Source organism: Thioalkalivibrio sp. ALJT (assembly GCF_000381825.1).
In the GTDB taxonomy this organism is placed as follows: Bacteria; Pseudomonadota; Gammaproteobacteria; order Ectothiorhodospirales; family Ectothiorhodospiraceae; genus Thioalkalivibrio.
Genome location: NZ_KB907130.1, coordinates 12,479 through 26,111, shown reverse-complemented (window position 1 = coordinate 26,111; position 13,633 = coordinate 12,479). Strand labels below are relative to the sequence as shown.

The 13,633-nt window shown below is 65.3% G+C and carries 15 protein-coding genes; 9 read left to right on the top strand and 6 right to left on the bottom strand.

What is annotated here, in order from left to right:
* Positions 1-12: 12 nt before the first annotated feature.
* Both G332_RS13380 and G332_RS0110695 read right to left on the bottom strand, forming a co-directional pair.
* A complete protein-coding gene (locus G332_RS13380; RefSeq protein ID WP_038059735.1) occupies positions 13-225 on the bottom strand; it encodes an AlpA family transcriptional regulator in 213 nt (70 codons plus the stop codon).
* A gap of 273 nt (positions 226-498) precedes the next feature.
* On the bottom strand, positions 499-1,776 hold the full coding sequence (locus G332_RS0110695) for a site-specific integrase (RefSeq protein WP_026340794.1): 1,278 nt from the start codon (positions 1,774-1,776) through the stop codon (positions 499-501).
* Between the two features lie 498 nt (positions 1,777-2,274).
* Between G332_RS0110695 and G332_RS0110690 the strand changes: the two genes are divergently transcribed.
* The 5 genes from G332_RS0110690 to G332_RS0110670 all read left to right on the top strand — a co-directional run bounded on the left by G332_RS0110690 (position 2,275) and on the right by G332_RS0110670 (position 7,222).
* Positions 2,275-4,347, top strand: coding sequence for a SulP family inorganic anion transporter (locus G332_RS0110690; RefSeq protein WP_019626987.1), 2,073 nt, complete (start codon positions 2,275-2,277; stop codon positions 4,345-4,347).
* A gap of 120 nt (positions 4,348-4,467) precedes the next feature.
* Entirely contained in the window at positions 4,468-5,157 is a 690-nt protein-coding gene (locus tag G332_RS0110685; protein WP_019626986.1) for a Bax inhibitor-1/YccA family protein, read from the top strand.
* An 86-nt stretch (positions 5,158-5,243) separates the two neighbouring features.
* Complete coding sequence (locus G332_RS0110680; RefSeq protein ID WP_026340793.1) at positions 5,244-6,230, top strand: D-2-hydroxyacid dehydrogenase; 987 nt, start codon at positions 5,244-5,246, stop codon at positions 6,228-6,230.
* A gap of 5 nt (positions 6,231-6,235) precedes the next feature.
* Complete coding sequence (locus tag G332_RS0110675) at positions 6,236-6,454, top strand: SlyX family protein (protein WP_019626984.1); 219 nt, start codon at positions 6,236-6,238, stop codon at positions 6,452-6,454.
* 3 nt (positions 6,455-6,457) lie between these two features.
* Entirely contained in the window at positions 6,458-7,222 is a 765-nt protein-coding gene (locus tag G332_RS0110670; protein ID WP_019626983.1) for a class I SAM-dependent methyltransferase, read from the top strand.
* A 21-nt stretch (positions 7,223-7,243) separates the two neighbouring features.
* On the opposite strand, the gene G332_RS0110665 is transcribed toward G332_RS0110670, so the two are convergent.
* Positions 7,244-7,804, bottom strand: a complete 561-nt coding sequence (locus G332_RS0110665) for a hypothetical protein (RefSeq protein ID WP_019626982.1) — start codon at positions 7,802-7,804, stop codon at positions 7,244-7,246.
* 66 nt (positions 7,805-7,870) lie between these two features.
* Between G332_RS0110665 and G332_RS0110660 the strand changes: the two genes are divergently transcribed.
* The 3 genes from G332_RS0110660 to cyaY are packed head-to-tail and all read left to right on the top strand — an operon-like array spanning position 7,871 to position 8,955.
* Complete coding sequence (locus tag G332_RS0110660; protein WP_019626981.1) at positions 7,871-8,206, top strand: hypothetical protein; 336 nt, start codon at positions 7,871-7,873, stop codon at positions 8,204-8,206.
* Complete coding sequence (locus tag G332_RS0110655; RefSeq protein WP_019626980.1) at positions 8,206-8,592, top strand: DUF423 domain-containing protein; 387 nt, start codon at positions 8,206-8,208, stop codon at positions 8,590-8,592. The genes G332_RS0110660 and G332_RS0110655 overlap by 1 nt, the downstream gene beginning before the upstream one ends.
* A 39-nt stretch (positions 8,593-8,631) precedes the next feature.
* Positions 8,632-8,955, top strand: a complete 324-nt coding sequence (cyaY, locus tag G332_RS0110650) for an iron donor protein CyaY (RefSeq protein ID WP_019626979.1) — start codon at positions 8,632-8,634, stop codon at positions 8,953-8,955.
* 15 nt (positions 8,956-8,970) lie between these two features.
* On the opposite strand, the gene G332_RS0110645 is transcribed toward cyaY, so the two are convergent.
* The 3 genes from G332_RS0110645 to serS all read right to left on the bottom strand — a co-directional run bounded on the left by G332_RS0110645 (position 8,971) and on the right by serS (position 11,849).
* Positions 8,971-9,411: a hypothetical protein gene (locus tag G332_RS0110645; RefSeq protein ID WP_019626978.1), complete on the bottom strand. Its 441-nt coding sequence runs from the start codon at positions 9,409-9,411 to the stop codon at positions 8,971-8,973.
* A gap of 56 nt (positions 9,412-9,467) precedes the next feature.
* On the bottom strand, positions 9,468-10,481 hold the full coding sequence (locus tag G332_RS0110640) for a thioredoxin fold domain-containing protein (protein ID WP_019626977.1): 1,014 nt from the start codon (positions 10,479-10,481) through the stop codon (positions 9,468-9,470).
* Between the two features lie 81 nt (positions 10,482-10,562).
* A complete protein-coding gene (serS, locus tag G332_RS0110635; protein ID WP_019626976.1) occupies positions 10,563-11,849 on the bottom strand; it encodes a serine--tRNA ligase in 1,287 nt (428 codons plus the stop codon).
* A gap of 194 nt (positions 11,850-12,043) precedes the next feature.
* On the opposite strand from serS, the gene G332_RS0110630 reads away from it, so the two are divergent.
* Positions 12,044-13,540 carry an FAD-linked oxidase C-terminal domain-containing protein gene (locus G332_RS0110630; protein WP_026340791.1) on the top strand — a complete coding sequence of 499 codons (1,497 nt, stop codon included), beginning with the start codon at positions 12,044-12,046 and terminating at the stop codon, positions 13,538-13,540.
* Positions 13,541-13,633 lie beyond the last annotated feature (93 nt).

The window sequence follows — 13,633 nt, the reverse complement described above, 5'->3', positions numbered from 1 at the left end:
GGGGACGCCTCCTCAACGCTGGTTCGACTGCTGGGCGTCAACCCATGCGTCAATCTCGTTGAGGTCCCAGACGGTCACGCGCGGCCCGATCTTGCGGCTGCGGGGGAAGTCGTGACGTTCGGACGCCCAGCGCCATACCGTGGCGATGCTCACGCCCAGATATTCAGCGACTTGGCGGGGCCGGGCTTGGCGGCGTTCTTGTTGGTGTGTAGTTGCTTGTGTCATGGCAGCGGTTCCTGTTCGTCCGCGCTGCCCCATAACGACGAAGGGGAAGCGCGGGCCTAATCGAACAGCTCGAACGCTTCCCCTCCGGATGACTCACCACAGAAATGGGAAGTTCGAGCCAGTGGCTCGCTCCTTTTCTTCTCCATTTCTGTGTTGCTACCTCGCCCCGGAGGAACCCGGGGCTGGTATTGCTTAGTATCGTATCGGCTCGCAACGTCTCCGTAAAGTCTTTTTTCTTGTATATCAGACGCTTACCCTAAAAAGTATAGTCGGTCAGCCCTCGCAATAGGCCGCCCAATCGGCCATAAGTCCCTGACGCTTCTCGAACAGATCGCCCCGGCGGTAGGCGGCTTCAGCCTTGTTCTTGATCGTATGAGCCAGCGCCATTTCCACGACTTCGTTGGCGTAGTCGGTCGCCTCTGCGGCCCAGTCGCGGAAGGTCGAGCGGAAGCCATGCGGGGTGATGATCTTGTCCTGCTTCGGGTCGAGATACCCTTTGCCCCGGGCCTTCACTTTGGCGTCGTGCATCCGCTTGATAACGGCCTTCATGGCTTGGTCCGACATGACCCCGCCGCGCGGAGCCGGGAACACCAGATCATTGTCCTTGAGCCGGGGGAGGTCCCGGAGCAGTTGAACAGCGGCCTCGCTCAGCGGCACCCGGTGTTCCTTACCGGCCTTCATCCGCTCAGCGGGCACCGTCCAGACTTTGCCCTCAAGGTCGAACTCCGCCCAGGACGCCTCGCGAACCTCCCCGGAGCGGGCAGCGGTCAAGATACCGAACTCCAGCGCCCGGGCGGCTAGGGCTTCCCGGTCCCGAAGGTCGGCCATGAAGTCGGCGGCCATCGGGTACGGAAGCGCGGGGTGGTTCTTCGTCGGTTTGATCTTGGTCGGCTTCGCCAACATCGTATCGAGGTGGCCTTTCCAGCGGGCCGGGTTCTCCCCCTCGCGGTACTTCCTTGCGGTCGCCCAATCAAGAATGACCTCCATCCGCTGACGTACTCGGGTCGCGGTTTCGGTCTTGGTGGTCCAGATCGGTTCGAGGACGGCCAAAATGTGGGGCGTGTCGATGTCGCTGATGCGAAGGGTCCCCAGCTCCGGGAAGGCGTATGTCTTGAGCGTATTTTCCCACTGCTGGCGGTGCTTCGCGTTCTTCCACTCGCCTCCCTTCGCTTCGATGTACTGCGAGGCCGCCTGCTCAAAGGTAATCGCCCGGGCCTGCTCAGCGGCAAGCGCGCTCCGCTGGGCTTTGCGCTGCTCAACGGGGTCGGTCCCTCGGGCCAGTTGCTCGCGCAGCTCCCGGGCCTTCTCTCGGGCCTGCTTGAGCGTCACGGTAGGGTAGCCGCCCAAGCCGACTTCGCGGCGCTTCTGCTTGCTTCCGGGCGGTCCCGGGACCGTGTACCGCAACAGCCAAGACTTACCGCCCGCCGGGGTGACTTGGAGACTGAGGCCGGAGACGCCCCCGACCGGATAGCTCACGGGGAGGCGCTGGCCGGGCTTCGGTCCCAGTCGCTTCACCGCAAGGTCTGTGAGTTCTTTCGCTACTCGTGGCATGATCTACCCGCCTTCTTACCCGCCTAAGATTTTACTATCTTAGACGATTCCGTAAGACGACGCTAGACGTATAAAACCACCAAGATGCTGATTTTACGCGGGTTAGCGCGGTTTCGCGCGATGGTATAAGACGCTAACACGGCGGACTCCCTCTCCGCCACCCTCGCTCCGCGCCGACCGGGCATCCCTGTCCCGACCTGTCACAGCGAACAAGTCACCCCGCCCATCCCCGGGCGATCATGGGCCTGCTCGCGCACGCAAACCTCATCCATAGCCGATGAAACATGCGTCACATAGAACAACTTAGATAGAAGAAAATGTACTGGCGCTCTATAATCCGGCTTTCCTTTTCGCCTGCGCCCGTCTCCTGCCGGGCCCAGACCTGGCTGCCATTACATTGACGACGGCCCTGGCAGCCGACCGCCCCCGGGCTTTCCGGGGCCGCAGCATCGGTTCGGCCGTTGTCGATCTTCACGAACTGGCCAAGCGAGCGACCCGATGAATTCGATCCTGCTGCGAGCATTCCCCTTTCTGAGCTGGCGTCCCACGAAGCAAACGCTGAATGCGGACCTCATCGCGGGTATCTCGGTTGCGCTGGTCCTGATCCCGCAATCGATGGCCTATGCCCAGCTTGCGGGCCTGCCACCGGTGTACGGGCTGTATGCCTCGCTGCTGCCGGTCATGGTGGCGGCGCTGTGGGGCTCTTCCAATCAGCTGGCCACCGGCCCCGTGGCCGTGGTCTCGTTGCTGACCGCATCCGCATTGATCCCGCTGGCGGCCGAGGGTTCCGCGGAGTTCGTGGTCCTCGCAATCGCGCTGGCCTTCATCGTCGGTGTCATCCAGCTGATGCTGGGGCTGTTCAAGCTCGGTGCGCTGGTGAGCTTCATCTCGCACCCGGTCATCGTCGGCTTCACCAATGCCGCGGCAATCATCATTGCGTTGTCCCAGCTCAACAAGCTGCTGGGCGTCCCGATCGACACCAGTGGTCACTTCCTGCTGGGGCTTTGGGGCATGCTCCTGGAGCTGGGCAGCATCCACTGGCCGACACTCGCATTCGGCATTGGCGCGATCGCGCTGATGGTGCTGATGAAGCGTTTCATCCCCAAAGTGCCCGGGGTGCTGGTGGCCGTCGTCGTCGCCATCCTGCTGAGCTGGGCGCTGGGCTACGAGCGCAAGGCCGAAACCTCTCTGGACCGCATTGCCCCGGCCGAGGTGGTCACGCTGGCCCAGAGCATCGAGCGCGAGAACACGCGCCTTGCAGAACTGGATGAGCGCATCCGCAACATCGAAGCCGAACTCCGCGAGGAGGAAGGCGCGGAGGCGGTGCGCCTGCGCCACGAGGTGGACCAGCTGCGCCTGGAGCGCGAAGATCTGCACCCGGAACTCGCCGAGCTGCGTGCCCAGATCCGCGATATCAGCCTGCGCCGCGTTCCTGGCGCAGACAACGCACCGGTCCGCTTTATCGCCGAACAGCATCTGACCGATGGCGAGCGCGATCGTGCCGACCGGGGATCCTGGCGGGTTGAACGCATCGAAGAGGACCGCATCCACCTGAATGGGGGCGGCGCCGTTGTCGGCAACGTGCCGCAAGGCCTGCCCAGCTTCTCGCTGCCCGACATCGGCTTCAGCACGATCACAACGCTGCTGACAGCGGCGTTCGTCATCGCGCTGGTCGGTTTCACCGAGGCCATTGCAATCGCCAAGGCCATGGCCGCGCGTACCGGCCAGCGTCTGGACCCCAACAAGGAGCTGATGGGGCAGGGCCTGGCCAACATCGCCGGGGGCATGACGCAGGGCTACCCGGTCAGCGGTTCCTTCTCGCGTTCGGCCGTCAACCTCAACTCCGGCGCCAAGTCCGGACTGGCATCGGTCTTTACGGCGGTGATCATCGGCCTGGCACTGCTGTTCCTGACACCGTTGATCTATCACCTGCCCCAGGCGGTGCTCGCCGCCATCATCATGATGGCCGTGGCCGGGCTGGTGAACTTCAAGGCCATCAAGCATGCCTGGGTGGCCAACAAACACGACGGTGCTGCCGCCATCGTCACCTTCATCGCCACCCTGGCCATGGCCCCGAATCTGGATTACGGCATCCTCATTGGTGCCGGCCTGGCCATCGTGCTGTACCTGTACCGCACCATGCAGCCGCGGGTCTCCGAGCTGGCCCGCTACGAGGACGGCACCCTGCGCGAGGCGCAGCGCTACGGCCTCGAGACCAACGAAAAGGTCGGCATGATGCGCTTTGACGGCTCGCTCTACTTTGCCAACGTGCCCTACTTCGAGGATGCCGTGCTGGATCTGGTGTCCCGACACCCGCAGGCCAAGTACCTGATTATCGTCGGCAAGGGCATCAACGAGATCGATGCCTCCGGCGAAGAGGTGATCCACCAACTGGTCCACCGCCTGAAGGCGCGTGGCATCACGCTGGTCTTTGCCGGGGTGAAGGCCCAGGTCATGGAGGTACTGCAACGCACCGGTCTGGACGACGTGATCGGCCAGGACAACATCTTCAAGTCCACTGATCACGCCGTGAAGACCGTCTCCGAAAAGGTGGGCGAACCCATCCGCTGACACGCGGGGCCCGGCCGCACGGCCGGGCATATCCCCCCGCGCGGATCGGAGATTCGCTGCATCCCGCTTTCGGAGTCGCTACACTAGACGCCGTCCCGAATCTACTTGAGGAGTTGACCCGTGTCCCGAGACCAGATCGTCCGCTCGAGTCGCAATCCGTCCGCTACCGGCTCCATCAGCGAAACCATCTCCACCAACAAGGTCATCCGTCAGACCTACATGCTGCTGTCGCTGACGCTCGCGTTCAGCGCGATCATGGCGTTCGTGGCAATGGCCGTGGGCGCCCCGGCCGTGCACTGGCTGATCCTGCTGGCCGTGCTGATCGGCGGCCCGTTCGCGATCCACTTCACGCGTAATTCGCCGCTGGGTCTGGTCCTGACGTTCGCCTTTACCGGAACCCTGGGCTTCTTCCTCGGGCCGATCCTGAGCATGTACCTGGGTCTGCCCAACGGCCCGCAAATCGTCGGCAATGCCTTTACCGCCACCGCGGTCGCATTCGTCACGCTGTCCGGCTACGCGCTGGCGACCAAGAAGGACTTCAGCTTCCTGGGCGGCTTCCTGGTCGTCGGCCTGATCGTCGCCCTGCTGGCGATCGTCGCGAACCTGTTCCTGGCCATCCCGGCGCTGTCGCTGGCGATCTCCGCCGCCGTGGTGCTGCTGCTGTCGGCGGCGATCCTGTTCGACACCAGCCGCATGATCCACGACCCGGAGGCAAACTACATCGTGATGACGGTCTCGCTCTACGCGAACCTCTACGTGATGTTCCTGCACCTGCTGAGCCTGTTCCACGCCTTCATGGGTGATAACTAGGCGCCTCTGCTACTGGCAGGACTGATGACAGGGGCCCCGCTGTGCGGGGCCCTTTTCATTGGGCCCGCCCCGCACGGTACGACAACATGAATCCACTTCAGCGCGGTGTGTTTCTGGACCTAGCCACGGTCGATCGCGACGACCTGGATCTGTCCGCACTGCGAGCCAGCCTGCCCGAATGGGGATTCCACCCCCGCAGCAGCCCGCAGCAACGCGACGGGCGCATCGCCCGCGCCGAGGTGATCGTCACCAACAAGGTGGTGATCGACGCCGAAGCGCTTGAGATCGCGCGCGATCTCAAGCTGATCTGCGCCGCCGCGACCGGGACCAACAACATCGATGTCGAGACCGCGCGCCGCCGCGGTATTGTGGTCTGTAACGCGCGCGACTACGCCACCGATTCCGTCGTCCAGCACGTCTTTACCCTGCTGCTGACCCTGGTCACACGCCTCGACGACTATCGGGCCGATATCCGTGCCGGGCGCTGGAGCGCGGCGGACCAGTTCTGCCTCCTCGATCACCGCATTCGCACCCTCGCCGGCATGCGTCTGGGGATCATCGGCTGGGGCGTGCTCGGCCAGGCCACCGCACGCCTGGCCCGGGCCTTCGGGATGGAGGTGCTAGTAGCCGCCAGCCACAACCCGGCGCACCCGACCACGTCCATGGATTACGCCGGCGAGCGGCTCCCGCTGGACACCCTGCTGACACAGGCCGATGTCGTCAGCCTGCATTGTCCGCTGACCCCGCAGACGCGGCACCTGATCGATGCCGCCGCGCTGCAACGGATGCAGCCGGGCAGCCTGCTGTTGAATACCGCCCGCGGCGCGCTGGTGGACCCCGAAGCGCTGGCGCAAACCCTGCGCACCGGGCACCTGGGTGGCGCCGGCATCGACGTCATGGAGCCTGAGCCGCCCCCGCCCGATCACCCGCTCCTGGCGCCGGATATCCCGAACCTGATCCTGACTCCGCATACCGCCTGGGCCGCGCATTCGGCCCGGCAGCGGGTCATCGACCAGATTGTCGCCAACATCCGGGCCTTCGTGGCCGGCGCGCCGCGCAACGTGGTGGAATGAACCGCATGGAACCTGATCACCTGCAACGCCGTCTTGAAGAGCTCGAAGTGCGTCTGGCGCACCAGGAATACACCCAGGAAGAGCAGGCCCGCGTGCAGCTCGAACTGCAACAGGCCAATGCCGAACTGCGCCGCCAGGTCCAGTGGCTGCGCGATCGCCTGCGCGAACTCGAGGCCCATAGCGCCGGCCCCGAGGGCGACGAACCACCCCCGCCCCACTACTGAGCCATGGCGCTGACGATCCGCGCGATGACCGGGGGCGAGGCGCGGGCCACCCGCCTGCAGGCGGGCCTGGATGCGCGCAACTACCATCATGCCGGCCCTGCACAGCTCGTGCTCGAGGTCGCTGCCGACGCGCTTGCCCTGGTGCGTGAGGACCTCCACCCCTCTCTGCGCCTCCAACTGGATTTTGTCGGGGGACGCCAGGGCTATCGGCTGGCCCACGCCGGCCACCAGCGCGAGGGGCTGATCCGGGCCTGCGGCAAGCTCCCGCGCGACAGCCACGTGATCGATGCCTCGGCAGGGCTCGGCCGCGATACCCTCCTGCTGGCCGCCCACGGATTCCGGGTCACCGCATGGGAGCGCCACCCGGTCATCCATGCACTACTGGCCGACGCCCTGGAACGCGCCGCGAACAGCGGCGAACTGGCCATCATCGTGGGCCGGATCCACCTGCTCGCGGGGCCTGCCAATCCAACGCAGCTGCACCCGCGCGCGGCCGCGGCGGTGTTCGATCCCATGTTCCCGCCACGCAACAAACGCGCGGCTGTCAAGAAGGATATGCAACTGATCCAGGCCTTGATGCACGACAGTGCCGACCCGGACGCCGAGCAGACACTGAGCACGCTGCGGGCCAACGTGGCGCGACGGGTGATCGTCAAACGCCCGGCACATGCCCCGGCGCTTGGGCCGGAGGCCCCGCAGGCCGCGGTGCAGGGCAAGAGCGTCCGGTTCGATATCTACCCGGGGTGCGCCGCGGCGACGCCGCCGTAAACCGCAGCCGCACCCCCGCCGTCAGTCCCCGCCCAGGATCAATGTGTCGGGATCGGTAAGGCGATATTGCGGTATCGGCAGGTTACGGCGGGCATCCTGGCCTGCATACACCCGCCCGGCACCGTCGTAGCGCCCGCCACGACAGCGGTCCAAGAAGCCACCACTCCAGTCCTCGGCTGCATCCGGATGCACCAGCTCCAGCTCGCAGCCCAGGTCCGTGCTTTCGCCGATAACCACCAGCCACTCGGGACGGTAACTGCGCAGGGGGAGATCCAGGTCATCCGGCTGCTGCCCTCTGCGCGCACCGGGATCGACCAGCTCGGCATCCGCCGCCAGGGCCTGCTGCCATGCCGCATCGCGATGCACCACAAGGATTTGTCGGTTACGCCAGTTCAGGCGCTTGGCCGTCCCCGGTTCGATGTCGCTCAGATCCACCCGCAGGGTCTCGCCCCGCACATCGCCGGGACGCGACAGCGCGTAGCTCAGCACCACCACCAGCAGCACGACGCCAGCAAACAGAACCATCAGTTTCAGCAGGCCGCGAATGCGCACCCGCGCGGCCGAATCATGGATTGCGTTCAAGTGACCTGTCTTCCTAGTGTCAGAAATCGCTTTGCCTGGCAAGGACGCGAGCCTACACTATGCGTCATGAACGCACCCAATCGCTCCAACCGCATCTATGTCGGCATCTACAACGACATGTACGGCGGCATGACCCCCATCGGCAATTTCATCCGCGATGCCTGGGTTTTCGGCATCCTGCCCGAGACCGAAACCTGCGAGGGCTGGGAGGTCGCCCGCATCCAGCAACTCCACGACCAGGTCAACGCCGAATGGGACAAATACGACCTGCGCATCAGCAACCTGCCGCCGGACCTGCGTGAACGCCACGAGCGCATCCACGCCGAGGCGATCGCACGTGCGCGCGAGCACGGCTGGGTGGCCGGGCAGGATATCGACAGCGAGATGGGCGACGACGCCTGATGGGCACCAGCGAGCCCCTGATCCGCCCGTTGATCGTCATCGGCGCCCTGCTGGCGGGGGTGGCTGTAATCCTCGGCGCATTCGGCGCCCATGCCCTGCAGGAGCGCCTGTCCGCATCCGCCCTGGCCACCTGGCATACCGGCGTGCAATACCACTTTATCCACGCCCTCGCGCTGCTGCTGATGGCCGCATTGTGGAGCCACCTGGCAGCGGACTGGGCGGCTGCCAGCGCGGTCGCCTTCGTCATCGGCATCGTGCTGTTCAGCGGCAGTCTGTACGCCCTCGGTCTGGGCGCCCCGCGCGTCCTCGGTGCCATCGCCCCTCTCGGCGGGACCGCCTTCATCCTGGGCTGGGTAGGGCTGGCCATCGCCGCCTGGCGCGCCTGATTTACAATTTCGCCCTGAACCTTTCCCAGCGAGAGACTCATGAGTCAGCCATCCTTCGCCGTATTCGCCGAACAAACCCTGGATGACATCCAGACCCGCCTGAGCGACCAGAGCGCCCTGGACGATCTGGATATCGACCTGATCGACGGCGTCATGACCATCGAATTCGAAGATGGCGCCCAGATGATCCTCAATCGACAGGAAGCCGCCCAGCAAATCTGGCTCTCGTCGCCCGAGGGGCCGGCCCACTTCGGCTACTCCGAAGAGGAAGAAGCCTGGATCGATGACCGCAACGGTGACGACCTGCATGCAACGCTGGTCCGCGTGATCGAACAGAAGCTGGGCGTGCCGGTCGAGCTCTGACGCGCCACCCCGCGCTCAGGGCCGCGGGTCGCCCCGCTCCTCTTCTCCCGGGGCCTTGCCCGCTCCTTCCTCGTCAGCCCTCTTTCGCTCCTCGGCACCGGGCGGTTCTTCTTCCAGGGCCCGCAGGTGCGCCTCGACCTCGGCCAGCACCGGGTGCGGTTTGTCCTGTTCCAGGGCAATATCAATCGCCCGCAGGGCCTCGACCGCGACCGGATCTCCACGTAACGGCATGCGCGCCACGCCCAGCGCCAGCATGCGGAACTGGCGGAACACCAGATAGCTCACGGTGGCCACTACCAAGGCGCCCCACAGGTTGTCCTGGAACCAGAGCCACACGGCGGCGCCGTAGCCCGTGAAGGTGAGCACGAAGATCGCCAGCGCCACGCGGTGGGATCGGGCGACGATGCCTTCCAGCACCTCGCGGTTACGGATTACGAAGTCGCGTTCGAAATGCAAGGGAATCGATCCTTGAGAATGGATTGGGTCGGGGCCGGTTCAAGTTCGTACAGGGTTCAGGGACGTGGCGGTTGCTGCGCCCGCCAGCGCTCGAAGGTCGGATACTCCTCGTAGCCTCGGGTCAGCACATAGTCCATCACGTTGCGCAGTCGATTCAGGTGCACGACAGAGTCGATGCGGATGATCTCCTCCCCCCGCTCGTCGAAGAAGATCAGGGACGGCGCCCAGTGCACATCCAGCATCGCTGCCCACTCTTTCGGATTCGTGCGCCTGCCATCCGGGGTCAGCACCGGCGTGTCGGCGTCGTCGGCGTCCAGTTGCACGGCGTCCATCAGCGCGATCCGCTCCAGCACCTCGTCCTGCTGCAGGGGCTCGGAATGCAGGATGTCGCAGGCATGGCAGGCCTCACGTTCGAAGAACACCACCAGCGGGCGATCTGCGGGGATCCGACTGCGATCCAGCGCATATGGCTGCGGCACGAAGAAATCGCGTTCGTTGATATCGTCGAGATCGAATTTTGGTGGCGGATCGGCCCGTTCCAGATACTCGCGGAAACTGCCCTCCCGGTCGTGTCGATCAATCACGTACTCCAGCAGCGCGCGGAAACGATATGGCGGGTAGTAGCCCCGCATCTGGTGAATGCGCTCGCCCGTCTCGTCATAGAAGGCAATGGAAGGCGTGAAGTTGAGCCGCTGTTCGGCCGCGTAACGCCGTTCGAGCCAGGTCTCGCCGTCAAGGTCGGTGACCTCGCGCGTCCCCAGGGCATCGATCGCGACGACGTTGAAATGCGCCGCCAGATACTCTCGAATGTCATCGTGGGCAAAATTCTGATCAAACAACGCCTCGCAATAGGGGCAGTCATCCATACCGAAGTAGACCGCCAGACCCATCTTGCCCTGCTCCACGGCATCTTCCAGGTCATCGCGAAGATCCAGAAAGCTCAGCTCGAACCAGTCCGGCGTATGCAGGCCGATCGCCCGCGGCGTGTCGTCGAAGACCAGCCCTTCATCAGGCCCGGCCCCCGCATCCGCCAGCCCGGGGGGCACCACAAGCGCCCATGCCAGACACACGAGCAAAAGGCTCGCGAACAGATGAGGACGACGGATAACACGTGTCAGATGATTCACGAGGGAGACTTCCGCTTGGGCCTGTTACTCGGACGGCGGCTCGAGCACCGAGGTTCCCCCGAGATACGGGCGCAGCCGTTCCGGGATACGGATCGAGCCATCCGCCTGCTGGTGGTTCTCGAGCAGGGCCACCAGCGCCCGCCCCACCGCGACACCGGAACCGTTGATGGTATGCAACAGTTCCGGACGCTCGCCCGCTCCGGGACGGAAGCGTGCCTGCATCCGGCGAGCCTGAAAGGCCTCGAAGTTCGAGCAGGAGGAGATCTCGCGGTAGGTATCCTGCGCCGGCAGCCAGACCTCGATATCATAGGTGCGGGCGGCGGCGAAGCCCATGTCCCCGGCACTCAACAGCATCACCCGGTAGGGCAACTCCAGCGCCTGAAGCACCGCCTCGGCATGCCCCAGCAGACTCTCCAGTGCCGCACCCGATTCCTCCGGCCGCACGACCTGTACCAGCTCGACCTTCTCGAACTGGTGCTGCCGAATCAGGCCGCGCACATCCCGGCCGTAGCTCCCCGCCTCGGAACGGAAACACGGGGTATGCGCCACCATTCGCAGCGGCAGTTCTTCAGCCTCCAGGATCTGCCCTCGTACCAGGTTGGTGAGGGTCACCTCCGCCGTGGGGATCAGCCGATACCGCTGATCACAATCGACCGAAAACAGATCCTCGTCGAACTTGGGCAACTGCCCGGTCCCCTCCAGCGACTCCGGGTTCGCCAGGTACGGCACGTAGGTCTCCTGGTAACCATGAGCCCCCGTGTGCAGGTCCAGCATGAACTGCGTCAAGGCCCGATGCAGCCGGGCCATTTCCCCGCGCATGACCACGAACCGGGAACCGGCCACCCGCACCGCGGCCTCGAAATCCAGCCAGCCGCCCGGCAACCCCAGATCCACATGATCACGCGGCGTGAATTCAAACCGGGGCACCACGCCCTCGCGCCGGATTTCCGCATTGGCAGACTCGTCCGGGCCATCCGGCACATCCGCCTGCGGCAGGTTCGGGATCGACATCAGCAGCGCATCCAGCTCCTGCTGCACGCCGTTCAAATCGCTCTCGCATTGCTTGAGCTCCTCGCCCAGGCGGCCCACCTCCGCCTTCAACGGTTCGATGTCTTCACCGCGGGCCTTGGCCTGACCGATACCCTTGGACCGGGCATTGCGGTCCGCCTGCAGCTCCTGCGTGCGCACCTGCAGAGTCTTGCGCCGGGACTCCAGCGACTCGAAGCGTTCACGGTCCAGGGTGTAGCCACGACGCGCAAGCGCGGTGACGGTCGCATCCAGGTCCTGACGCAGGCTGCGGATATCAAGCATGAGGGCTTTCCATTAAGGGGTTGGTCAAATAAGCGGGAAGTCTACGGTTGCGGCCGTGTAACGTCCACGGCATCCCGGTGCCCCGGCCCGCGCAGGCCTCCATTGCGCCGCTCGTCATCCGCCCTGCATCCCAAAAAGCCTACAGTTTATGCGACCACCTCGCGTACCCCCGGCAGGCCCCTACCATCGACCCCATGAACACATTGTCAGCCCACGCCCCCGACCCAGCCGCCACACGGGCCCTCGCCACCGTCATCGCGACCCTGACGGCCGAACTGCCCGCGGATGCCCTAGTGGTCGAAGCAACTGAACGCCGGGCCTACGAGTGCGACGGCCTGTCCGCCTATCGCCGGATGCCCGGGGCCGTGGCCCTGCCGCGCAACCGCGATGAACTGCTTGCCTGCCTGCGCGCCTGTCGGACACATGGCGTGCCGGTCATCCCGCGCGGCGCAGGCACGGGCCTGTCCGGCGGCGCGCTGCCCAGCGAAACGGGTTTGCTGCTGTCCCTGGCGCGCTTTAACCGCATCCTGGAGATCGACCCGGACAACCGCTGCGCGGTGGTCCAGCCCGGCGTGCGCAACCTCGCGATCTCCGAGGCCGCCGCGCCCCAGGGGCTGTATTACGCCCCCGACCCCTCGTCGCAGATCGCCTGCTCCATCGGCGGCAATGTCGCCGAGAACGCCGGCGGCGTGCATTGCCTGAAATACGGCCTGACCGTGCACAACGTGATCGGACTGGAGATGGTCACCCTGGAGGGCGAGATCATCCGGCTCGGCGGCAAGACCCTGGACAGCGCCGGCCTCGATCTGCTCGCATTCATGATCGGCTCCGAGGGCATGCTGGGCATCGTGACCGAAGTCACCGTGCGCCTGCTGCCGCGTCCCGAGCGAACCCAGGTCCTTCTGGCCAGTTTTGACGACGTCGAATCCGCCGGTCGCGCCGTGGCGGGCATCATCGCCGCCGGCCTGATCCCTGCGGGTCTCGAGATGATGGACAACGCGGCCATCCGCGCAGCGGAGGCCTTCGTGCACGCCGGCTATCCGGTCGATGCGGCCGCCATCCTGCTGTGCGAACTCGACGGGACCAACGCAGAGGTCTCCGAAGACATCATGGTGGTGCGTCAGAAACTGCTGGCCCTGGGCGCTGCCGAGGTACGCACTGCAGCGGACGCTGCCGAACGCGCGCGTTTCTGGGCAGGCCGCAAGGCGGCCTTCCCGGCCGCCGGACGCATCTCGCCCGACTACTACTGCATGGACGGCACAATCCCGCGCCATCAGCTCGGCACCGTACTGGAACGCATCAACCTCCTGTCGCACGAACACGGCCTGGGCGTTTGCAACGTCTTTCATGCCGGCGACGGCAACCTGCACCCGCTGATCCTGTACGACGCCAACCAGCCCGGACAACTGGAGACCGCAGAGGCCTTTGGCCAGCAGATCCTCGAACTCTGCGTGGAGGTGGGGGGCACCGTCACCGGGGAACACGGCGTGGGCGTGGAAAAACTCGACGGCATGTGCGTACAGTTCGCCCCCCCGGAGCTGGCACAGTTTCACCAGCTGCGGCGCGCCTTCGACCCGCAGGGCCTGCTCAATCCCGGCAAGGCAGTCCCCACTCTGGCACGCTGTGCCGAGTTCAGCCGCCAGCATGTGCACGGCGGGCAATTGCCACATCCGGATCTTCCCCGTCTGTAAGCGGCCGGCCGCGGCCGGACCGACAAGGCCGCCGCAACCCTCCGTTTGACACCCGGCCCCGCCTGGCGCTCGCTGCCCGCCACCTGCCTTTGG

What these genes read in the sequence shown, in the direction of transcription:
- G332_RS0110655 (WP_019626980.1), top strand. Translation starts at nt 8,206, where the DNA reads ATGGGCACCAGCGAGCCCCTGATCCGCCCGTTGATCGTCATCGGCGCC.
- G332_RS0110680 (WP_026340793.1), top strand. Translation starts at nt 5,244, where the DNA reads ATGAATCCACTTCAGCGCGGTGTGTTTCTGGACCTAGCCACGGTCGAT.
- serS (WP_019626976.1), bottom strand. Translation starts at nt 11,849, where the DNA reads ATGCTTGATATCCGCAGCCTGCGTCAGGACCTGGATGCGACCGTCACC.
- G332_RS0110675 (WP_019626984.1), top strand. Translation starts at nt 6,236, where the DNA reads ATGGAACCTGATCACCTGCAACGCCGTCTTGAAGAGCTCGAAGTGCGT.
- G332_RS0110630 (WP_026340791.1), top strand. Translation starts at nt 12,044, where the DNA reads ATGAACACATTGTCAGCCCACGCCCCCGACCCAGCCGCCACACGGGCC.
- G332_RS0110695 (WP_026340794.1), bottom strand. Translation starts at nt 1,776, where the DNA reads ATGCCACGAGTAGCGAAAGAACTCACAGACCTTGCGGTGAAGCGACTG.
- G332_RS0110670 (WP_019626983.1), top strand. Translation starts at nt 6,458, where the DNA reads ATGGCGCTGACGATCCGCGCGATGACCGGGGGCGAGGCGCGGGCCACC.
- G332_RS13380 (WP_038059735.1), bottom strand. Translation starts at nt 225, where the DNA reads ATGACACAAGCAACTACACACCAACAAGAACGCCGCCAAGCCCGGCCC.
- G332_RS0110690 (WP_019626987.1), top strand. Translation starts at nt 2,275, where the DNA reads ATGAATTCGATCCTGCTGCGAGCATTCCCCTTTCTGAGCTGGCGTCCC.
- G332_RS0110660 (WP_019626981.1), top strand. Translation starts at nt 7,871, where the DNA reads ATGAACGCACCCAATCGCTCCAACCGCATCTATGTCGGCATCTACAAC.
- cyaY (WP_019626979.1), top strand. Translation starts at nt 8,632, where the DNA reads ATGAGTCAGCCATCCTTCGCCGTATTCGCCGAACAAACCCTGGATGAC.